Source organism: Alteromonas sp. HB246098 (assembly GCF_054890645.1).
The window spans coordinates 205,165-226,737 of sequence record NZ_JBTZUG010000001.1 but is presented as its reverse complement, the minus strand read 5'-3'; the positions used below and the strand labels follow the sequence as shown (position 1 = coordinate 226,737).

Genomic DNA, 21,573 nt, shown 5'->3' with positions numbered 1-21,573 from the left:
CCAAAAATAACACTTATGTTTTCAAAAGCTTACTATGCGAGCTAAGAAAACAAAGTTACCTTCATAACAGCAAGTCTATTATCGACTTAACTTTGATATGTGGCTAGCAACATTAGTTTTCAAGGGCCTGCTCTAATATAGGGATAAGAAAGCTTAAAAATAGCTTTCTGTTTCCGTTAAAAGGGCCTAACGTTTAATAATTTTTTAGAAAATTTTTAAGGAATAAGTACCTATGTAAGGATGCATTTAGCGGCAAGAACCATTAAAGTACGTCAGCATAATTAAAAGGCTTGTAGTGTAAATGTCTTCAGATTCCATATTGTATTCTCCTTATACCCTGCCGTGTGGCGTAACAGCGCGAAACCGTCTTGTTAAAGCCGCAATGGAAGAAAATATGTCGAGCATGGGAAACATTCCCGGTGAGTCTTTATATTCACTGTATCGATACTGGGCCCATGGTAATTTAGGCATGGTAATTACGGGTAACGTTATGGTTGATAAGGCAGCTATGACAGGGCCAGGTGGTGTTGCACTAGAAAAAGATACCGATATTGCGCCGTTTCATAAGTGGGCGAAGATCATTAAGTCGAATGGCGCATTAGCCATAATGCAAATTAATCACCCTGGTCGCCAAGTATTTAAAGCCATGCAGGGCAAAGCTATCGCGCCTTCTGCTGTCCCCTTAGATATGGGTAAACACTCTAAGCTATTTGCTCAGCCCCGAGAAATGACCTGCCAAGATATCCATGATGTATGCAAGCGCTTTGTCGAAACGGCTAAGCAAGCTGAAAAAGCTGGCTTCGACGGCGTTGAGATTCATGCTGCTCACGGCTACTTGCTTACGCAATTTTTATCTCCGCTTACTAATCAGCGCCAAGACGAGTGGGGCGGTTCTATTATTAACCGCGCCCGTTTATTAATAAATATCGTCAGCCAGGTTAGAGCGGTTTGCGCTAAAAACTTCATTGTTATGGTAAAGCTTAACTCTGCTGACTTTCAAAAGAACGGATTTTCTTTTGACGATGCTTGTGAAGTAGTAAATCGCTTAGAAGCCTTGGGTGTAGATGTGGTTGAACTGTCTGGTGGTAGTTATGAAGCGCCCGCCATGCAGGGCCAAACACGGGACGATACCACCCTTGCCAGAGAGGCATACTTTCTAGAATTTGCACAGGCCTTGGTGAGTAAAACCGATATTCCACTTATGACCACAGGCGGCATTAAAAGGGCCGAAGTGGCAGAAGAAGTGATAGAGCAAGGCTGTGCAATGGTAGGTTTAGCCAGTGCGCTTGCCATTACGCCCGACCTAGCTAAAAAGTGGCAGCAAGAATGGTCTTACTCAGGCATTATTCCACACTGCGCTTGGAAAGATAAATCGCTAGCGAGCCTTGCGAATATGGCGATGGTGCGACGACAGCTTAGGCGATTAGGAAATAATCTAACCACACTAAGAAACCCGTCACCGCTTTGGAGTCTTATTCTTGATATGCTGCATCGAAAGAAGATGACCAAACGAGACGTAGGCTAACGCCAATACCGTTTCGGTAAGGTTTTTTTACAAGGCTGCTTTATTAAAACTCAGCCGAAATCACGCTTCTTTTATAGCGCCACAAATAAAAACACAGCGTTAAACGCTGTGTTTCATCATTCTTTCTTTTTGGCGTTGCCAGTCTTTATCTTTCAAAGTGTCGCGCTTGTCGTGAGCGTGCTTACCTTTCGCTAGGTGAATTTCTAGTTTCACCCAACACTTTTTCCAATACATAGACGTTGCAACGATTGAATAACCTTGGCGGTCACGTGCGCCCATTAATCGATCTATCTCACGCTTTTTAAGCAACAGTTTGCGCGCGCGTTCAGGCGCAGCAATAACGTGGGTAGATGCCTGATTTAGCGGGCTGATTCTACAACCTACCAAATATGCTTCGGCATTTTGGATAATGATGTACGCGTCGGTAATGTTTACTTTACCGGCACGAATACTTTTAATTTCCCACCCTTGAAGCTCAAGCCCGGCTTCGAACTTGTCTTCTAGGAAATAGTCATGACGCGCCTTTTTGTTCTGCGCGATATTTCCTGAGGTGTTTTTGTTGGCTTTATTCTTTTTCATGCTGGCTATTATACTGATTGTTCAAAGGAATGTCTTTAGTTGTCATTGTTATCTTATATTGGGGCATTTGGTTCAAAACCGAATACAAGCGATACAAAATTTCTGTGATACAATGCGACTAAGAGTTTTAATTGTAGTGGGATCAATGCCAAGTATTCATAGAAGCGCGCTTGTAGCTCATAGCGCAGAAGCCATGTTTAACTTAGTCAACGATGTAGCTTCCTACCCTGAGTTTTTGCCAGGCTGTACCGATAGTAAAATCCTCGACACTTCAGCGCAAAGCATGAAAGCATCTTTGCTAGTTGCAAAAGCCGGCATCAAACAGTGGTTTACAACACACAACGTACTAGAGCCAGGTAAAAGTATTCAAATGCAGCTAGTAGACGGGCCGTTTCGTTCGTTAACCGGCGGCTGGACATTTTCAGCGCTCTCTGATGAAGCGTGTAAGATAGAGCTTAATCTTGAATTTGAATTCAGTAATAAGCTAGCAGAGATGGCATTCGGAAAAGTGTTTAACAGTTTGGCTACTAGTATGGTTTCAGCTTTCACCGACAGAGCGCGGAGTGTGTACGCATGAGTAATAAGCTCATCAATATTGAGGTTGCCTACGCATTGCCCACCAAGCAAACCATCATTGATGTTGCTATTCATGAAAATGCGACAGTAGAGGAGGCGATTAATGCGTCAAATGTGCTTGAGCAGTTTCCCGAAATTGACTTGAAAGCCACAAAAGTAGGTATTTGGAGTCGTGTTGTTAAATTGCGAGATACGCTTAACGACGGTGATCGGATAGAAATTTATCGCCCGCTGATAGCTGACCCTAAAGAGATTCGAAAACGTCGCGCTGAAAAAGCGAAAGAAGAGGGAAGGGCAGACAAAATTACTGGCGGAAAACTAAACCCGCTGAAAGCTAAGTCGTAGTTTCGTACAATTCGTTTTACCTTCATAGCAAATACAAAAATGGCCTTCATATTGAAGGCCATTTTTTTTTAGAGAAAACAGAAGCTATTAGCTTTTTTCTGAAATGCTGCCTAGTTCCAAGAAAGGCGAGGCATCGATATCTTCAGCATCCATCATGCTAGCAATACGCTGAACGGTAGCTACCATTTGGCTTTGCTCCCATTCTTTTAGCTGAGAAAAACGTTCAACAAAGTGCTCTTGAAGCGGACGCGGGGCGTCTACCACCGCTTCTTTTCCGCGTTCGGTTAAGAACACACCCACTTTTCGTTTGTCTTGCGTACTTCTAATGCGCGTAGCTAAGTCTCTAGACTCTAGTCTGTCCAAAATATTGGTGATAGTTGCAGGGCTTAAATTAATATTTTCTGCAATTTCGCGCACCATAATGCCGGGGCGCTCTTCAATATTTTGCATTACTAACAGTTGGGGGCCTGTCAAACCCACGTGTTTACTTAGCTGCTTGCTGCGTAGGTCTACAGCGCGAATAACGCGCCGTAGTGCCACTAATAGTTCTTCTTCTTTTCGCATGTTACTTCCAACAAATGCGTAACCACGTGGTTACTTAAGCAAATGAATAAAATGTTGGTGCTTATGGTAGTGATCGATTACGTCATTAATTACTGAAATTTTCGACCAACCCATAATGTCATAGTTCTGACCACCTTCACTCAGGTGAACCTCGGCGCGATAGTACGTTGCCTTTTTGTTTTCGTCCAGTGTTGGTGTGTCACTTGGACCAAATTCCGGCTGTTCTGTCGGCACTAGGTATACCGCGTAGATAAATTCGGGGTCGTTACCTAAATCAACGGTCAGGATAAGAGCTTCTTCATTATCTTCAATATTAATATTGAACTGCTGAGACTTAAACTCTTCACCAACTTCTGTTAGCGCAGGCATAACTACCTTGTTTACATATCGGCGAACAGCACTTTCATCCGGAAAGGTTACGATGTTTTCTAATCGGTCTTTCCAGTTTTTATCTGAATCGTTATGTAAAGGCGTACCAGCCATTACCTGCAGACTTTCTCGTTTGTAAGACTCAATCCTCAGTGCTTTTAACAAACCGGAAATAGCGATAAGCAGCACGATAGCAAAAGGCAGAGCAGCTGCAATTGTCATTGTTTGGAGTGCACCTAGTCCGCCAGCATAAAGAAGTATTGAACTTACAATACCTACACCAAGCGCCCAATACACGCGTTGCCACAACGGCGTATCGTTTTCACCGTGGGAACAAAGCATATCAACTACCATTGCGCCAGAATCACACGAGGTTACAAAGAATATAATTACCATAAGTACAGCAATAAAACTAAGAACTGAAGCAAATGGAAATTGCTCTAAGAATACAAACAACGCTACGGAGGTATCGTCGTTAACCATTTGTGCCAGTACGTCTTTTCCTTGCACCAAAACTTGGTCGATAGCACCGTTACCGAATATGGTCATCCAAAATAGTGTAAACGCAGAAGGGATAAGTAAAACGCCCATAACGAATTCGCGAATAGTTCGGCCGAACGAGATACGCGCTATAAATAGACCTACGAAAGGCGCCCATGCTAACCACCAGCCCCAATAGAAGATGGTCCAGCCACCAATCCAGTCTGTTTTTTCATAGGTGTACAGATTAAAAGTGTTTCGCACTATGTCAGACAAGTATGCGCCAGTGTTTTGCATAAAGGCCTGTAGTAAAAATACCGTTGGACCTAACGACAATACAATTAGCAGCAAAATAATAGCCAGCACCATGTTGGTTTCTGAAAGGCGACGAATACCTTTGTCTAGACCAGTTGTTACTGAAATAACCGCCAGGCCAACCACGCCTGCCATAATAGCAATTTGAACACCGGTATTCGAGGGCAAACCAAATAGATAGTTAAAGCCTGCATTAACTTGCGATGCGCCAAAACCGAGAGAGGTTGAAATGCCGAATACCGTTGAGGTTACTGCAAATATATCTACCACGTGTCCAGGCCAGCCATAAATACGGTCGCCGATAAGTGGGTAGAGTGCAGAACGAAGGGTTAAAGGTAAGTTTTGACGGTAGGCAAAATAACCGAGTATGAGTGCGACCACCGCGTAAATAGCCCACGCGTGTATACCCCAATGGAAGAAGGTCGTTTTCATTGCTTCGCGTACGGCGTCTATACTTTCTGCCTGTGCCGTGGGTGGAGACATAAAGTGCATTAATGGTTCAGCTACACCGAAAAACATTAACCCAATGCCCATACCTGCAGCAAACAGCATGCTGAGCCAAGTACCGAAACTAAACTCTGGTGTGGCGTGGTCAGGCCCTAATTTAATTTCGCCATAGCGAGACATGCCCAAATACACCACTGCTAGGACAATGATAGTAACGGTTAGAACGTAAAACCAACTGCCGTTTGAAACAATTACACTTTGCAATTTTTGGAAGACAGAGTCTGCAAGTTCGGGCGTACCCGCAGCGAAGATTAGTAAGCAGATGATTAACGCAGAAGACGTTATAAACACCGGCTTATTGAGTGGAGATTTCTTTTCGTTCTCAATCACGCAGTAATTTCCTTTCACCTTTTATTTCAACTTAGGTTATTACGGCGAAATATACAGCATGGAGCACTTTTAATAAATATCAGATGAAATAATTCGATTTATATGTATTTTAAAATTTCACTCAGTGCTTCGCGCTCGGGGGCTTCTAAATAACCTTCCAATATTAGACCTTCTGCTATTATTTACTACGTTTTGGTTAAATATCAATCGTTAGTGTAGTAATTAATTATAGTTGTTGTATTGTAATATATGATCTTTTTGATATGTGTATGAAGTAAACACAATCCGAAGAATAAAAACCAATTGAAGGAAACACACACAAATGCGAAAAACTCAGCTTAGCTGTGCCATCATCGCTGCATTGGCATCTACCTCTTTGGCTGCGCAAGAATCAGACGCGTCTGCTAAACTTGAAACCATTGAAGTTACCGCCACCAAAAGAAGTGAATCAATCCAAGATGTACCTGTTGCCGTCTCTGCTTTAGACGGTAAGGCGTTAGAGAACCTTGGTATTGATAACTTTCAAGACTACGTAGAATTCTTACCTAACGTAGTTTTCCAGGGTACAGGCCCTGGGCAAAACGAAATTTATATCCGCGGTGCCGCTACCACGCAATCAAGCATCACACTTTCATCGGTTCAGGCGCTTCAGCCTTCTGTTGCTTTTTATCTAGATGAAATGCCAGTTTCAATGGCAGGAAGAAACTTGGATATTTTCGCTACTGACGTAGAGCGTGTAGAAGTACTTCCTGGGCCGCAAGGTACGCTATTCGGTGCAAGTTCACAGGCAGGTACTGTTCGACTAATTACAAACAAGCCTGATCACTCGGGTTTTGCTGCAGGCTTTGATACCAGTATCTCCACCACCAAAGGCGGTGATATGAGTAACACGGTTGAAGCTTACTTTAACGTTACGCCAACTGATAATTTAGCCTTGCGCGTAGCGGCATATAACGATAGCCAAGGCGGTTGGATCGACAACATTGAAAACGATCCTGGCAATGGTGGCTACATTGGAAGTGCAGTGGTTATAGACCGTATATCTGCCAATGCACTTCAGGAGCAAGGTATTGACCCTGCTGACATGGATGCGCGTCGCGAAATCAATGGCTTCGCTCGCAGTGAAGCAGCTGTCGTTACGCCTAGAAACAGTGAACACGTTGAAGATAACTTTAACGATGCGGTTTACTCTGGCGCTCGTTTTGGCTTGTCATACATTATTGATGACAATTGGGATGTAGTGGTACAGCATACCGAGCAAACACTAGATACCGAAGGTGTATTTGCTTACGATCCAACGGTTGAAGGTGAAAGCTCAGCGATTCGCTTCCAAAGCGATGAAAACTCTGATGAGTTTGGTTTAACCACATGGACCTTAAATGGCCGTCTTGAAAAACTAGACGTGGTTTATACCGGTGGTTACCTAGACCGTGAAATAGACACGCTAACCGACTACACGGGTTATACAAACGGTGGTCTATTCTCGGCATATTACGTTTGTAGTTATACTGACCTTGATAGCCCAGACGATGCCCGTTGTCTTGACCCAACTAAGTACTACAAGGAAGACACTACGAGCACTCGTTTAACTCACGAGCTACGCTTTAGCACAACGATGGACACACCATGGCAACTAACCGCTGGCGTGTTTTATGACGAGCAAGAAGTGGCTTCGGTAGGGCAGTTCAAAATTGCAAGTACTGAGATATTCACTGACCTTGCAAAAACGCTTCAAGGTAATAAAGGCATTAACAGTGACGGTGGCCCTTTCTCACCTGAAATTAGCTTTGTAAACGATGTAACGCATACTATCGAGCAAATTGCAGTATTTGGGCAGCTAGGTTATGAAATTACTGACACAGTAACCGCTACCTTTGGTGCGCGCTGGTATCAAATTGACGACATTTACCGCGGCGCTACGTCAACTCGTGACGTAACAAGTCGTTTAGAAGCCTACGGTCAAGGAGTATTAGACCCAGCTGTTTACGATGGTCTTGGTCTTGACGGCCAGGGCGTTGTGGATGCTATTCAAGACGGTTCACTTGATATCAGCCTGTTAGGCGATGACGGCGTATTAACGGTAGATGACACTATCTTTAAATTCGGCCTAGACTGGAAAGTAAACGAAAACGTATTGTTATTCGCGAACTATTCAGAAGGTTTCCGCCCACCGGTAACTAATCGTTTAGGCGGTGACGCAGCAGCAAACAACACAGGCGCCTTTGCAGATTTCCGTGTACCGGTATATTCAACAACAGATACTTTGGACAACTACGAGATTGGTCTAAAAGGTGACTTCTTAGACGGTATATTGCGTGTTAATGCGACTGGTTATTACTCAGAAATTACTGATTTGCAAACGTCACGTTTTGACCCAGCTAATATTAGCTTCCTAGTATTTACCGACAACGTAGGTGATGCAGAAGTTAAAGGTATTGATGCCGACATTTCATGGCTTGCTACCGATAACCTAGTGATTAATGCAGCGTTTAGCGTGCTTGATACTGAGCTTGTACGCATCAACCCTGAGCTTGAAGGTATTGCCGCAGGTGTAGGTAGTGAACTGCCATATTCAGCTGACTTCTCGGGTAATATTAGCGCGCGCTATTTCTTCGAGTTGGAAGGTGGTAAAGAAGGTTTTGTTAACGCATCACTGACTTATACCGGCGACCGTCTTGCTGGCATGGTTATGAATGCCTACGCTATGGAAGACGCCACACGCCTAATCTACGGCACGGGCTCTGGTCTAAAAATTAAAGACGAGGGCGAGGTATTTAACGGTGCAACTTATCCAGGTGCTGACGGCGAAGTTATTCGTGGTGGCCGCTACATTCAAGAAAGTTATGTTATAGGTAATGTGTCTGTAGGTATGTCGTACGAGAGCTGGAAAGTTGAAGCATTCATCGATAATGTTTTCGACAAATCAGCGATTTTGAACATCGACACGCAACAGTACACGCCTAAAGTTGTGACAAACCGTCCACGTACCATCGGCTTGCGCTTCTCTTACGACTATTATTAATAGTTATCAGTGGATGATGTAACGTTAACCACGCAATAGCGTTATCAAACGGCAGACATAAGTCTGCCGTTCTCATTACTAAAGCTAAAAATTTCGGTAGTATCTGTATTTTGTAACCAAGGCGTAAAAGAAAATAGCAGTTGTGCTGAAACGCTCGTATTTATGTATTTAATTAGGCTCATAAAAGCGCGCTATATTTTGCAAATAGAATAATAAAGTAGGCTATGACACCAGAAGAATTTCAACAACAAGTACGCGCTGTAAAGCAGGCACTGCAGCGTGGACAGTTCTCAATTGCAATGGAAAGCATTCAAACGCTTTTTTCTGCATCGTTGAGCGATCAACAGAAGGCGGAAACACACTATTTAACAGCGGTTATTCAAAGGCTGTCTAAACAATATAACGAAGCGTTTAACCATATTGATGCGTTACTTGGCCTTAAGCCAGATTATGGTAGAGGATATCAAGAGTTAGCTTATTGCCATGAAGCCACCGGCAACCATCAAGCAGCGGCTAACGCATTTTTTAAAGCTACGCATTTTAACCCCGCGCTAATTAGCAGTTGGAAAAAGCTCCTTACCATCTATAAAAGCCATGACGACGTACCTGCAGTAACTATGGCGACCCAGCAAATCGAACATCTGCAGTCACTTCCTGCCCCCGTACTCGGTGCTTACGATTTAATGTATGAAAAGCAGTTTTCAGCAGCAGAGCAAGTATGCCGACAGTTTTTAACTAAGCATAAGCATCACCCAGAGGCAATGATGTTACTTGCTGAAATAGGCATGCAGCTTAAGGTATATAGCGATGCTGAATTTCTTTTAGAAAGCTGCGTTGAGCTTTATCCTGACAATGAGCGTGCCGCATTAGCCTATCAAAATGTTTTATCTAAACTAGGCAAATTCCCAGATGCGGTGAAGGTAGCGAGGGCGCGATTAGCGCTGAACCCAGAAAGCTTTGCTATTAAAACCAGCTTGGCCCATGCACTTGTTGGCGTCGGTCAGTTAGATGAAGCAATAAGCCTATACAAAGAAGTGCTGTCACAAAATGCTGATAGACCTAAAGTGTGGGTTGCATTGGGCCATGCGTTAAAAGCAAAAGGCGATACTACGGATGCCGTTAACGCCTATGAAAAAGCGGTTGAATACGCAAATGATTACGGCGACGCTTATTGGAGTTTAGCGAATACAAAAACCTACAAATTTAGCGACAACATGCTGTCGCAAATGTGCAAGCAAGTTGAAGCTAGCTCGATAAAGTTAGACGATAAAATTCACATCTGTTTTGCGTTAGGTAAAGGGTTTGAAGACAAAGGCCAGGCAGATAAAGCGTTTGCCTACTATGACCAAGGCAATAAACTTAAACAAAGTACGCTTCAATTTGATATTAGTAGAACAGAGAAGGCCTTAGACGCTCAGCAGCAGGCTTTCACGGCGAGTTCTTTCAATTCAAAACAGGGCTGCCAAGCTCCCGATCCTATTTTTATTGTGGGCTTGCCTCGCGCTGGTTCGACATTATTAGAGCAAATCCTCGCGTCACATTCGCAGGTAGACGGCACCATGGAGCTACACGATATATTAGGTATTGCTTCATCATTAAGTCATCAAAAAACACCTTATCCGCTTAACGTGAGCGAACTGGATAGTGCAAGCCTAGAAAAGCTTGGTGCCCGTTATATTGAGCAGACTAAAGCTTACCGACAGGGCGCGGCATTTTTCATTGATAAAATGCCTAATAACTTCATTCACATAGGCTTAATTAAAAAAATACTGCCTAACGCCAAAATTATTGATGCACGCAGACACCGAATGGACTGTTGTTTTAGTGGCTTTAAACAGTTGTTCGGTGAGGGGCAAGAGTTTAGCTATTCACTTGACGATATTGGCCGTTACTATAATGCTTATGAACAGCTTATGGATCATTGGCATAGTGTATTGCCTGGGGAAATTTTAACTGTACAGCACGAAGATGTTCTTGATGATTTGGAAGGGCAGGTTAAACGCATTTTAGATTTTTGTGGTTTAGACTTTGAAGATGCATGCTTAGCGTTTCACCAAACCAAACGGGTGATAAAGACCCCAAGCTCTGAGCAGGTTCGCCAACCTATATACAAAACTGGAATGGGGCAGTGGAAGCCTTTCGAAAACTATTTAGCTGAGCTTAAACAAGCACTAGGCAGAGACACGTCAAAGACAGATAATTAATGGATAGCCAAAAATGAAGAGTCATGGCTGTCTTTAAGCCATGACTCTTTTTTAATTAGTTAAAACGTATCAACCACTTTTTAAGGCTGATACGGTAGCGAAGATTGATGAAGGATAATGCGAATTTTTCCGTCTTCACATTGTTTGAAAACAAAGCTCTTGTTTACGAAAATATGGCTGTCGTCTTCGCCGATAAAGTGTACGTTACACTGAACAATGGCAAGTTCACCGTTTAAGATAAAGTCTTCTTTGCTATACCAAACTTTTACCCATGGCTTTAATTTAAACCCATTGTCGTTTGGATAGTCGCTATTACCGCCTACGAAATAAGATAAAGCGCCTTCTTTAGTTGGGCGAAATGTTTGAGAGCCAAAAGTAAGCGTAGGTTTAAAGAGTACTTTTCCATTATCGTAGTCGTAGTTATCTGACAGTACTTGTGAAGCGAATGCTTTTACATCGCCACCTTCAGCGTGCACTTTACCTACCGCTACTACATTGTCGCACCAAGTTTGTAGTGCGGTATGAACCATTTCTTCGGTGAACATGTTATTTCTCCTAAAATAATTTGCAATGTTATATTGTATCATTTGGTTTATTTACAATATCGATAATTTAATGAATTGTAACTGTTTATCCGTGATAGTCATTTTCTATCAGCAAGCGCTAAGACGTGTCGATTGCATAACTTCAACTTTTCCCATAAGAAAACCTGTTACCTATTAGACATTAAAAAATGTTAATCATTCTTAATCTAATCTTCTGTTTTCAACGTTACAACGTTATCTGGTGTCGAGTTTACAAGCTCTTACATCTGTAATGCTTAGACTTAATGTAGAAGGTTTAGTCATGAATGACGTTACACAGCTAATATTGATGTATTTCATCATACCGCTGTGGTTCACAGCAGGGATAGTCGACTGGTTTTGCCACCGCAGCAGTAATATTGCTGCTACCGCGGGGCCGAAGGAGTCCTTAATTCATCTATTGATGTTTCTAGAGGTAGGAATTCCTCTTTTTATGGTTCTCCTCTTTGAGGTGAATAGTTTAATTATTGCTGCAGGTATTCTGTTTTTCTTCTTACATGAATTAACAGCACTGTGGGACGTTAGCTATGCGGTATCGAAAAGAAGAGTGGGGCCTATTGAGCAACATGTGCACAGCTTTTTGGAAATGATACCGCTGCTGGCATTAATTTTGGTTATTGCCAGACATTGGCCTCATTTTATAGCGTTATTCGGACTAGGCGAAAGTCCTGCTGATTTTGGTCTGCGGTTTAAGCGAGAGCCCCTTCCAACTTGGTATTTATTATCAGTTATCGCCGTTGCTACCGTTCTAGAGTTTTTACCTTATGTAGAGGAGTTAATAAGAGGTATGAAAGCAAAAGAAGAAAGTTCAAAGGAAAAAACGACTGTGTCTTCAGATGAAGAAAATCAAAAAAATAGTGAGGCGGAGGTTTCACATCAAGATGCGGAAGCTGCGAGCCCCTATGCATCATCTGTTGCAGGTGAAGAAGACCCAGGTGTAGCGCTTGAAGAATTGGTAGAAAGCAACAAGAAGTGACGCTTCAATAGTAAATAATAAAAGGGCAAGCAAGACCGCAAATACTAGAGCTACTATCGCCTAGTTAGCCTAAACTTGACCAGAATCTAGGTAATGTGGTGCCTTGTCGCTTTACATAGTTAAAGGCACCACCGCGACATAAAAAGTGTTGTATAAAATACAGCGGGTAAATATGGCAGCTTCGTACAAAGTTACTGAATACTTAAAAGCCCGCTTAGTACTTACGACGTTTGAGCCCCGTCTCTGCCAATATTTTTGCTGAAATCTCTTCAATCGAGTACTTAGTGCTATTTAAAAACGGGATTTTTTCCTTTCTATACAAGTTTTCTACTTCTCGCAGTTCCATTCGACACTGTGGCAGCGATGCATATTTGCTGTTTGCACGGCGCTCTGAACGTATTTGATGGAGTCTATCCGCTGCAATCGTTAGCCCAAAAAGCTTATGTTTGAACCTGCGTAGGGCAGGGGGAAGCTTTAGCATGTCGCCCATGTCTTCCTCTGTAAAAGGGTAGTTTGCTGCTTTTATTCCGTATTGAAGCGCTAAATAAAGGCTTGTGGGGGTTTTACCCGAACGGGATACACCGGTAAGTATGATATCGGCTTCGTCGTAGTCTTTTAGGTTAGAACCATCATCATTGGCCAACGCGTAGTTCACGGCTTCAATTCTAATGTCGTAGGTAGTTTCATGAATACTATGCGTACGATGCTTTTCTGGTTTAGAAGGAACACCCAATACTTTTTCTAACGGCGCGACAAATTGATCCAGAAAATTATAGTTAATACCTACAGATTTAGAGATTATCTTGCGAATATCTACATTCACAATTGTATAAAAAACGAGCGGCCTTTCTCCGGTGTCTTGAAAACTTTCAGAAATTTGCTGCAAAACTTTGTGAGCTTGTTCCTCAGTTTCAACGAAAGGAATGGTGTTGTGGTTGAAAGAAACGGGGAACAGGGAAAGCAGGGCGTGGCCAAAGACCTCTGCAGTGATGGCTGTACCATCTGAAATATAAAAAGCTGTGCGCACAACATATCCTTAACATTGGTGTAATTTAATTACAAAAGTAATAAAGGGTTTACTTTCTGAATTTCCCCATTCTAAGATGATTTCGTCGAAAAGCTACACGGTTCTTGTGAATGACAACAAATTTCAAAGGTTTGCTGTCAAACGTAATGGACAGCGTTAACAGTGGTTTTCACCACATATCGACAACAATTTGATGAGTTTCAGGTGATAAAAAGCACAAACCTGAAATTAACCTCATACCCTACACATAAAAAAGCTGGAGGCTTGGGCTGTGCAAGAATACGTACTTTGGTATCAAGAACTGGGCATGCATGATGTGGGTCGCGTAGGCGGCAAAAATGCATCATTAGGCGAGATGATCTCAAACCTGGCGAACGCCGGTGTGCAGGTGCCGGGTGGTTTTGCTACCACCGCCGAAGCATTTAATGAGTTTCTAGAGCAAAGCGGCTTAGAAGCACGTATCCACGAAGTCTTAGACTCGCTAGACGTAGACGATGTGAATGCGCTTACCGAAGCAGGTAAAAACATTCGTCAGTGGATCATCGACACGCCATTTCAAGGCAAATTAGAAGAAGAAATCAAAACCGCATTCGTCACGCTACAGGGCGATGCAGGTGAAGAAGCATCATTCGCCGTGCGTTCATCGGCCACAGCTGAAGACATGCCTGACGCGTCTTTCGCAGGGCAACAAGAGACTTTCCTAAACGTTAAAGGCTATGAAGCCGTGCTTGTGGCAATCAAGCACGTGTTCGCATCGCTATTTAACGACCGCGCTATTTCTTATCGCGTTCACCAAGGTTACGACCATAAAGGTGTGGCGCTATCTGCTGGTATTCAGCGCATGGTGCGCAGTGATATCGCTTCATCAGGCGTTATGTTTACTATCGATACAGAATCTGGTTTTGAAGATGTTGTATTTATCACCAGTTCATTTGGTTTAGGCGAAATGGTTGTGCAGGGCGCGGTTAACCCTGATGAATTCTACGTTCACAAGCCAACACTTGATAAAGGCCTACCTGCTATTGTTCGTCGTAACCTTGGTAGTAAGCTAACCAAGATGGTGTATTCAGATGATGAAGCACACGGCAAACAAGTATCTATTGTTGATATTGATGCCGCTGACAGCAAAACCTTCTCGTTGACTGATGACGAAGTGATGGAGCTTGCTAAACAGGCGCAGATCATTGAAAAACACTACAAGCGTCCTATGGACATTGAATGGGCCAAAGATGGCGCAGATGGCAAGCTTTACATCGTACAGGCTCGCCCTGAAACGGTACGCAGCCGTGAAGACTCACAAAGCATTGAGCGCTTCCAGTTAAAAGGTCAAAGCAACATTGTTTGTGAAGGCCGTGCAATTGGTCACAAAATTGGTGCTGGTGTAGCCAAAGTACTTGATTCAATTGAAGAAATGGACAAAATCCAGGCGGGTGATGTTCTGGTAACTGACATGACAGACCCTGATTGGGAGCCTATCATGAAAAAGGCGTCTGCCATTGTTACCAACCGTGGCGGCCGGACTTGTCACGCTGCAATCATAGCTCGTGAATTAGGTATTCCAGCGGTAGTAGGTTGTGGTAACGCAACTGAAAGTATTAAAAATGGCGACAAGATTACTGTGTCTTGCGCTGAAGGTGACACCGGCTTCATTTATGGCGACGAACTAGAGTTCGACGTTGTGACCTCACGCATTGACGCAATGCCAGAGCTACCGCTTAAAGTGATGATGAACGTGGGTAACCCCGATCGCGCATTTGATTTTGCTCGCTTGCCAAACGCAGGTGTTGGTCTTGCGCGTCTTGAGTTCATTATTAACCGTATGATTGGTGTGCACCCTAAAGCGCTGCTTAATTTCGACAGCCAACCAGAAGAGTTGAAAGAAGAAATAAGCGACATGATCGCAGGTTACGAATCACCAACGGAATACTATATCGAGAAATTGGTAGAAGGTATTTCAACCATTGGCGCAGCCTTCTCACCCGAGAAAGTTATCGTTCGTATGTCAGATTTTAAATCGAACGAATACTTCAACTTAGTGGGCGGTTATCAATACGAGCCAGATGAAGAAAACCCAATGTTAGGTTTCCGTGGTGCAAGCCGCTACATCTCTGAAGACTTCCGCGATTGTTTTGCCCTTGAATGTGAAGCCATAAAGCGCGTTCGCAACAAAATGGGCTTGACCAATGTTGAGATCATGATCCCGTTTGTTCGTACATTAGAAGAAGGTCGTCAAGTTATCGAGCTTCTTGAAGAGCAGGGACTTAAGAAAGGTGAAAATGGCCTTCGCGTTATTATGATGTGTGAACTACCATCGAACGCATTGCTTGCTGATGAGTTCCTGGATATTTTCGATGGTTTCTCAATCGGCTCTAATGACTTAACGCAGCTAACGCTAGGACTAGATCGCGACAGCGGCCTTATTGCACACTTGTTTGACGAGCGTGACGAAGCGGTGAAAGCACTGCTTTCAATGGCAATCCAAGCTGCGAAGAAACGCGGTAAATACGTGGGTATTTGTGGTCAAGGCCCATCTGATCACGAAGATTTCGCTGCCTGGTTAGTAGAAGAGGGTATCGATTCGGTATCGCTTAACCCTGATACTGTCGTTGAGACATGGCTATACCTTGCTGAAAAGCATGGCTAAAATCCAGGTACAGTGTTCTACGTTTGCAAGGTGACTTGCCAATGTAGCGCTAGGTGGATACGAGTAAAAAGAGACCTTTTGGTCTCTTTTCTTGTTTAAGGAAATCCTTAAAACCTTGTGTCGTTTTTACTAAGATTTATGTCAGCGTTACATTCCTCAAAAAAACTATGGTTATTTCGTAAAAGTATGCGCTTTTGGTCATTGTTCACATGACTTTGTGTAACTAAAAATGTAATATTACAATATGACTTACACATTAAGATTTACATTAACAATTAACTTGGTTGAACTCTTATGGCACATAATGACAGCGCAGTTTCAGTAAAACAATCCGAAGAAAATGTTATGCAATCAGGCTCTGTAGTAGAACAGCTGGCGCAAGCCCAAAAGGAAATTAACGAACTTAAAATGCAGCTAATGTGGATGGAACGCAATTACGAGTAAACATTACCTACAATAAGGTGAGCATTTGCTGGTGTCATTTGAAAGTGGGCTTTGATTTGTGAAAGTTTACAGGTTCACTTTCATTTTAAGTTTTTTGCACAGCCTGTTATCAGCAATATCAGAACATTTTGTGAAGCAGTGCTAGTCGAATTTACGATTGGTCTGATATGCGCGGTATTTGCTTACACAAGTTATGGTATCTTTATCCACCTTTTTATTGCCTGCGTTGTTATATCGATAGCTTGTTTTTGCCTTAGTATTTACAACATTTACAGCCTCTTCTCTTACCCATAAATCGCTTTTTTCACGCTTTTATTGATACACACAGAAATTCGATATAAACGTATAAAAAAGGGTAAACACCCTATGTGTTTACCCTTTTTTATTAGATTGAACCACCCAAGCGCATTAAGCTTTTAGCTGGTCACCTATAGGTAACTGTCGAATACGTTTACCGCACGCAGCAAATATCGCGTTACACAGTGCTGGCGCATATACCGGCGTTGCTGGTTCGCCCACACCCGCTGGTGGCGCATCGCTTTCAATCACTTCTACGTCTACTTCTAGCGGTGAATCGCTCATACGCGGTACGCGGTAGTTGTGGAAGTTACTTTGTTGTACGCGACCTTTATCAAAGGTAATACCATCGCTTATCGCGGTGGTTAGTCCGAAAACTAGCCCGCCTTGTACTTGGTTTTTAACGGTGTCAGTGTTAACCACTGTACCTGCGTCAATCGCAGCCCAAGATTTAATGATACGTAGCTCTCCATTTTCAGTAACTTCAACTTCGACTACAGCGGCAACATAGGTTAGGAAACTACGGTGGGCAGCAATGCCTAAGCCGCGGCCCTTAGGCATTTCCCGTCCCCAATCAGACATGGAAGCTGCTTTTTCGATAACATGTCTGAGGCGGCCTATGTCTAAAGGGTACTCTTCTTTATCTGCACCATAGTTATCGTAGTCAGCGCCTTGTTCAGTAACATCTACAATGCGTGCAGGTCCTATGGTATCCAGTAAATAGTCTTTGGGATCGCGTCCAGCTTTATGCGCAGCCTCAGATATGAAAGACTGAATGGCAAAAGCATGGAAAATATTAGAAACAGATCGCATCCAGCCAACGCGCGCCATGGCTTTTGCGTTTCCTACCTCTAGCTTCAAATTAGGGGTGTTAATTGGGTTATCTGTAAAACCTAAGCGCAATTCGAAGCCCATAGGCGTTGTGGCGCCTTCTTGGAAAAGTGCCGCTATTGGAGAAAACGCAGTTCTATGTAGGTAAGCGTCTATTGCCCCATTTTCATCTAAACTTGCTTCAACGTGTTGAGCAGATACCGCGTGATAGAAACCGTGTTGAATGTCATCTTCGCGGGTCCACTGTACGCGTATTGGCAGCCCAGTCTTCATTGAAAGATAAGCTGCTTCGGCAGAGAAGTCTGGTTTAGATTTTCGGCCAAAACCACCACCTAACATAGTGACGTTGACTTCCACCTTTTCCTTAGGGATCCCTAATAACGCTGAAATCGTCGCCATATCTGCTTGCGGATTCTGCGTGGCGGCCCACACTTTAACCGCTCCGTCTTTAAAGTGTGCTGTGGCGCATGGGGGCTCCATAGGGGCTTGCGCTAGGTGGGGGATATAATAATCTGCAATAAGTTTATCCGACGACTGAGATAACACTGCAGCTGCATCACCTTTTTCTCTAACATGTGTTTGAGATGAGTTAACTGTAGAAAGCAACTCGGTCTTAAAAGCTTCAGAATTGTAGGCGCTATTTTCGCCGTCATCCCATTCTACCTTTAAGGCTTTGCGGGCTTGCCACGCTGCCCAAGTATTTTTGGCAATTATGGCAACTCCGCCTTTCGGTTGAAATTGCAATGCGCCACTAGGCGCCGGTATCTCTACTATATCTACTACGCCTGACATCGCTTTAGCAGCGTTACTGTCAACGCGCTTTACTCTGCCTCCCACAACAGGCGGGCGCATCACAACGGCAACCATAGTGTTAGGAATTCTTACGTCCGCTGCGAAAGTCGCTGAACCAGTCACAAGATCGTGTAAATCGATATGCGCCATTCCAGTGTTAATGTAGCGCCATTCTTCTCTGCTTTTGAGCGTAATTTCTTCTGAAGCGGGAGGAATGAAATTGATAGCGTCTTTTACTAGGTCTTTATACGATAATGTTTTACCCGAAGAGTGGGTCACAACATGCTGGTTTGCTGTACAAGAGTCTGCAGGCACACCCCACCGCTTGGCAGCGGCGTGCTGCATCATGTAGCGTACGCTTGCGCCCATTTCACGAAGTCGTTGCATGTTGTAGCGAATGCTTCTTGAACCGTCTGTGTTTTGGTCGCCGTACTTCGGGTCGCCTTTACCTTGTATAACGATAACCTTATCCCAAGCCGCTTCCATTTCGTCTGCCACAATTTGAGCAATTGCGGTCCGAATTTGCTGACCCATTTCACTACGGTGGCAGGTTACTTCTACCATGCCGTCGGGGCGCAGCGCCACGAATAAGTTTGCGCGCTTTGCGTTTTCTGCTGGTTTAGCTAAAACGCCAGCCATAGCGCGAGGAGCACTGCCCATAAAATAGGTACCTAGTACCAATGCACCTGCTGCAGTGGTCGACTTTAAAAAGCTGCGACGATTCATATCAAAATAGGTATTCTCACTCATGCTTCTTCTCCCGCTTTACTTGGGTCAAAGTAGCTAACACCCGCATTGCCGCCCATAGATTTCGATGCAGACTTTATAGCCTTGTGAATGCGAGGGTAGGTGCCGCAACGACAGATGTTGCCTGACATATTCTGAACAATCTCTTCGTCACTTGGTGTTGGATTAGTTGATAAAAGACTTGCTGCCTGCATTATTTGTCCGCATTGGCAGAATCCACATTGTGGTACTTTGTGTTCTATCCATGCTTTTTGAACGGGGTGGTCGCCATTTTCGCTGAGACCTTCAATAGTCGTAATCTTTTTGCCTTGTACTGCTGACACAGGCATTACGCAAGAGCGTTGTGCCACGCCGTCAATGTGAACAGTACACGCGCCACATTGCGCCATACCACAGCCAAACTTAGGTCCTGTAAGGTTTAATTCGTCACGAAGGTACCACAACACTGGTGTTGAAGGGTCACCAGAGAATTCGTGTTTGTTACCATTAACGGTAAACGTGATCATGGTCTTGTCTCCATAGGTAAGCGATAAATATGAACTACCCAAGCAGTAGTGCGTTATTTGAACACACTACAGAATTCATACTATACGGTTACATTGCCTGATGATACGAACTATCTAAGATGCTGAGCATGCAAAGATAAATGCCACTACTTTTATTATTAAAGGCTTCGCAATTGTTTATTCAAATTACGTTAACACGCATTGCATCTTTACGCATTTACATAAGATTAAATGTTAGGTGTCTGCGATAAAATAACGTAAGAACCGCGAAAGAAATTCTTATGCAGTAAAAGGAGTATAGTGTTGTGTGGGCGAGGCGTGTATATGAAGAGGGGAAAAGCTCCGGTAAGCGCTATCGAAGCTTTCGCATAAGAAGAAAACGGTCTATTTTGCGTGCGCTCATTGTCATTGTTCGCTGGCTATACTTAAGCCAGCCACGTGCTCTTGGCCAGTCGTAACTTAACAGTACTAAACCTGCTACGACAAAAAGGATAGAGCCAGGAAGTAGTGTCAAAACAATTCCGCCAACAAATAAAATTGCTCCCAGAGTAAGTCTTAGTATACGCATTTGCCTGCACTCGTCTTATAAGTTTGGTGTATTTACAGTGTCGCTCAACTCTAGCTTTTTGCCAATAACAAATATGTAAATGTTTGTGCCTGTCTAATATCGGGAGGAAGCCTGTTTGAATATTAGAAAATAATATTAAAGGGCTATTATTAAAGTGCAGGCACAAAGTATGCCTCGCACTATTGATGAATAAATAATCGTTTAAAAGCCCAAGTTTGATGATCGGGCTGATTGCGCTGGAAAGCGTGCTAGAAATACAGTACAAAGAGGCACAGACAAAGTAGTAATTAGCGCTATACCGATATGGTTCTTTGAAAGAAGTGCGGTGTACAACCGTAAACTATAACGCGTGTATTGCTTGGGAATTCACGCAACGAAGTTTTGCGCAATAAAAACAAATATAAGAAGAGACCAATTATGGCTGAACAACAAGAAAGACAACCTATCAGTGAAGAAGAACACGGGGATTGGGTAAGAGAGCAGTTTCAGAAAGCAAATAAGTTTCTAGCAGAAAATGGTATCTTGTTTGACACCGTTATCACTGAAGATAGCCGTTACTTAATGCCGTATCTAGCGGTGTGGAAGATTAAAGCAATGGACGGTAAGCTTTATTGGGTAATAAGCGGTGACTTACCTTCTGATTACACACCAGTAGATAATGCGAAAAATGCGAAAGAAGTATTGCGCCATTTTTCTATGCATTGGCAACTCAAAGCAGAAAATTTGATTAACGCTAAGGGTGCAGACGAAAGCCAAAAGGCGTTTGGAGCGCTTTTAGTGAATCGCGCTGAAAGCTTATTTGCGATGCAAAATACGCCAGATCTTTGGGTGTAACAAGCAAGGCGTTTAATCAGTTCATATCGCGTTAGATAACAAGCGTCTTAGTGAAGTTGGGTGACATCTGGCAGAGGAAATCGCTCTGCCGGACATTGAAGCCTTTGTCTGGGAACGCCCGCGTCCATAAACACGTTTCCGTCCGGTTTAAACCCAATAGATTGGTGATATGAGACGCTTTCCAAATTACAGATAACTTTGATTATGGGAAGGTTATTTTGTTTAGCCGCTGCTATTAAAGCGCCAAACAAAGCGCGGTAAACAGGAAGTGTTCTGTGACAGCGCTTAACGGCAATACGGCCAAGTTCACCTTTTTTCGTTAAGCGCCCCGTGGCAATGGGTTCGTTTTGGTCGTTGACTATCAGCACATGGCACGCCGAGCTATCGTGTTCGTCGAACTCGCTAGCTTCCGGTACTTGCCACTCTAAAACAAATACATGTTCCCTAAGTGCTTTAAGTCGATGTTTATCCTTTTCCCAATCGACGTTTTGTATAGTAAACGCCATA

18 protein-coding genes are annotated in these 21,573 nt (G+C 43.4%); 9 read left to right on the top strand and 9 right to left on the bottom strand.

Annotation, left to right across the window (positions count from 1 at the left end; all coding sequences use genetic code 11):
* Window positions 1–301: 301 nt before the first annotated feature.
* Complete coding sequence (locus ACYTPF_RS00990) at window positions 302–1,525, top strand: NADH:flavin oxidoreductase/NADH oxidase family protein (RefSeq protein ID WP_179983282.1); 1,224 nt, start codon at window positions 302–304, stop codon at window positions 1,523–1,525.
* A gap of 99 nt (window positions 1,526–1,624) precedes the next feature.
* Here ACYTPF_RS00990 and smpB read toward each other — a convergent pair whose 3' ends face one another.
* Window positions 1,625–2,104 carry an SsrA-binding protein SmpB gene (gene smpB / locus ACYTPF_RS00985; protein ID WP_179983283.1) on the bottom strand — a complete coding sequence of 160 codons (480 nt, stop codon included), beginning with the start codon at window positions 2,102–2,104 and terminating at the stop codon, window positions 1,625–1,627.
* 145 nt (window positions 2,105–2,249) lie between these two features.
* Between smpB and ACYTPF_RS00980 the strand changes: the two genes are divergently transcribed.
* The gene (locus ACYTPF_RS00980; protein WP_179983284.1) at window positions 2,250–2,681 is read left to right on the top strand and encodes a type II toxin-antitoxin system RatA family toxin; all 432 of its coding nucleotides are present in this window, start codon (window positions 2,250–2,252) and stop codon (window positions 2,679–2,681) included.
* The gene (locus tag ACYTPF_RS00975) at window positions 2,678–3,025 is read left to right on the top strand and encodes an RnfH family protein (RefSeq protein ID WP_461850873.1); all 348 of its coding nucleotides are present in this window, start codon (window positions 2,678–2,680) and stop codon (window positions 3,023–3,025) included. The genes ACYTPF_RS00980 and ACYTPF_RS00975 overlap by 4 nt, the downstream gene beginning before the upstream one ends.
* Window positions 3,026–3,112: 87 nt before the next feature.
* Here ACYTPF_RS00975 and ACYTPF_RS00970 read toward each other — a convergent pair whose 3' ends face one another.
* Window positions 3,113–3,589 carry a MarR family winged helix-turn-helix transcriptional regulator gene (locus tag ACYTPF_RS00970; RefSeq protein ID WP_012518305.1) on the bottom strand — a complete coding sequence of 159 codons (477 nt, stop codon included), beginning with the start codon at window positions 3,587–3,589 and terminating at the stop codon, window positions 3,113–3,115.
* Window positions 3,590–3,619: 30 nt separating this feature from the next.
* Entirely contained in the window at window positions 3,620–5,590 is a 1,971-nt protein-coding gene (locus tag ACYTPF_RS00965; RefSeq protein ID WP_461850872.1) for a BCCT family transporter, read from the bottom strand.
* A gap of 322 nt (window positions 5,591–5,912) precedes the next feature.
* On the opposite strand from ACYTPF_RS00965, the gene ACYTPF_RS00960 reads away from it, so the two are divergent.
* Window positions 5,913–8,612 (top strand): TonB-dependent receptor, encoded by a 2,700-nt coding sequence (locus ACYTPF_RS00960; RefSeq protein WP_461850871.1) that lies wholly within the window; start codon window positions 5,913–5,915, stop codon window positions 8,610–8,612.
* Window positions 8,613–8,836: 224 nt separating this feature from the next.
* Entirely contained in the window at window positions 8,837–10,816 is a 1,980-nt protein-coding gene (locus ACYTPF_RS00955) for a tetratricopeptide repeat-containing sulfotransferase family protein (protein WP_461850870.1), read from the top strand.
* An 80-nt stretch (window positions 10,817–10,896) separates the two neighbouring features.
* On the opposite strand, the gene ACYTPF_RS00950 is transcribed toward ACYTPF_RS00955, so the two are convergent.
* Entirely contained in the window at window positions 10,897–11,361 is a 465-nt protein-coding gene (locus ACYTPF_RS00950) for a hypothetical protein (protein ID WP_156086370.1), read from the bottom strand.
* 301 nt (window positions 11,362–11,662) lie between these two features.
* Here ACYTPF_RS00950 and ACYTPF_RS00945 point away from each other — a divergent pair, with 301 nt between their 5' ends.
* Window positions 11,663–12,376 carry a diguanylate cyclase gene (locus ACYTPF_RS00945; protein WP_461850869.1) on the top strand — a complete coding sequence of 238 codons (714 nt, stop codon included), beginning with the start codon at window positions 11,663–11,665 and terminating at the stop codon, window positions 12,374–12,376.
* Window positions 12,377–12,590: 214 nt separating this feature from the next.
* Here the strand turns inward: ACYTPF_RS00945 and ppsR are convergent, their stop codons facing one another.
* Window positions 12,591–13,403 (bottom strand): posphoenolpyruvate synthetase regulatory kinase/phosphorylase PpsR, encoded by an 813-nt coding sequence (gene ppsR / locus ACYTPF_RS00940; protein WP_049586695.1) that lies wholly within the window; start codon window positions 13,401–13,403, stop codon window positions 12,591–12,593.
* Between the two features lie 271 nt (window positions 13,404–13,674).
* On the opposite strand from ppsR, the gene ppsA reads away from it, so the two are divergent.
* Window positions 13,675–16,047, top strand: coding sequence for a phosphoenolpyruvate synthase (ppsA, locus tag ACYTPF_RS00935; RefSeq protein ID WP_461850868.1), 2,373 nt, complete (start codon window positions 13,675–13,677; stop codon window positions 16,045–16,047).
* A gap of 294 nt (window positions 16,048–16,341) precedes the next feature.
* On the top strand, window positions 16,342–16,491 hold the full coding sequence (locus tag ACYTPF_RS00930) for a hypothetical protein (protein ID WP_179981858.1): 150 nt from the start codon (window positions 16,342–16,344) through the stop codon (window positions 16,489–16,491).
* Window positions 16,492–16,899: 408 nt separating this feature from the next.
* On the opposite strand, the gene ACYTPF_RS00925 is transcribed toward ACYTPF_RS00930, so the two are convergent.
* The 3 genes from ACYTPF_RS00925 to ACYTPF_RS00915 all read right to left on the bottom strand — a co-directional run bounded on the left by ACYTPF_RS00925 (window position 16,900) and on the right by ACYTPF_RS00915 (window position 20,232).
* Window positions 16,900–19,161: a xanthine dehydrogenase family protein molybdopterin-binding subunit gene (locus tag ACYTPF_RS00925; RefSeq protein ID WP_461850867.1), complete on the bottom strand. Its 2,262-nt coding sequence runs from the start codon at window positions 19,159–19,161 to the stop codon at window positions 16,900–16,902.
* Complete coding sequence (locus tag ACYTPF_RS00920) at window positions 19,158–19,664, bottom strand: (2Fe-2S)-binding protein (protein ID WP_461850866.1); 507 nt, start codon at window positions 19,662–19,664, stop codon at window positions 19,158–19,160. The genes ACYTPF_RS00925 and ACYTPF_RS00920 overlap by 4 nt, the downstream gene beginning before the upstream one ends.
* A 352-nt stretch (window positions 19,665–20,016) precedes the next feature.
* Entirely contained in the window at window positions 20,017–20,232 is a 216-nt protein-coding gene (locus tag ACYTPF_RS00915; protein WP_179983293.1) for a PGPGW domain-containing protein, read from the bottom strand.
* 417 nt (window positions 20,233–20,649) lie between these two features.
* Between ACYTPF_RS00915 and ACYTPF_RS00910 the strand changes: the two genes are divergently transcribed.
* A complete protein-coding gene (locus tag ACYTPF_RS00910; RefSeq protein WP_461850865.1) occupies window positions 20,650–21,066 on the top strand; it encodes a DUF4826 family protein in 417 nt (138 codons plus the stop codon).
* Window positions 21,067–21,113: 47 nt separating this feature from the next.
* On the opposite strand, the gene ACYTPF_RS00905 is transcribed toward ACYTPF_RS00910, so the two are convergent.
* Window positions 21,114–21,572 (bottom strand): GNAT family N-acetyltransferase, encoded by a 459-nt coding sequence (locus ACYTPF_RS00905; protein WP_118495114.1) that lies wholly within the window; start codon window positions 21,570–21,572, stop codon window positions 21,114–21,116.
* Between the last annotated feature and the right edge of the window lies 1 nt (window position 21,573).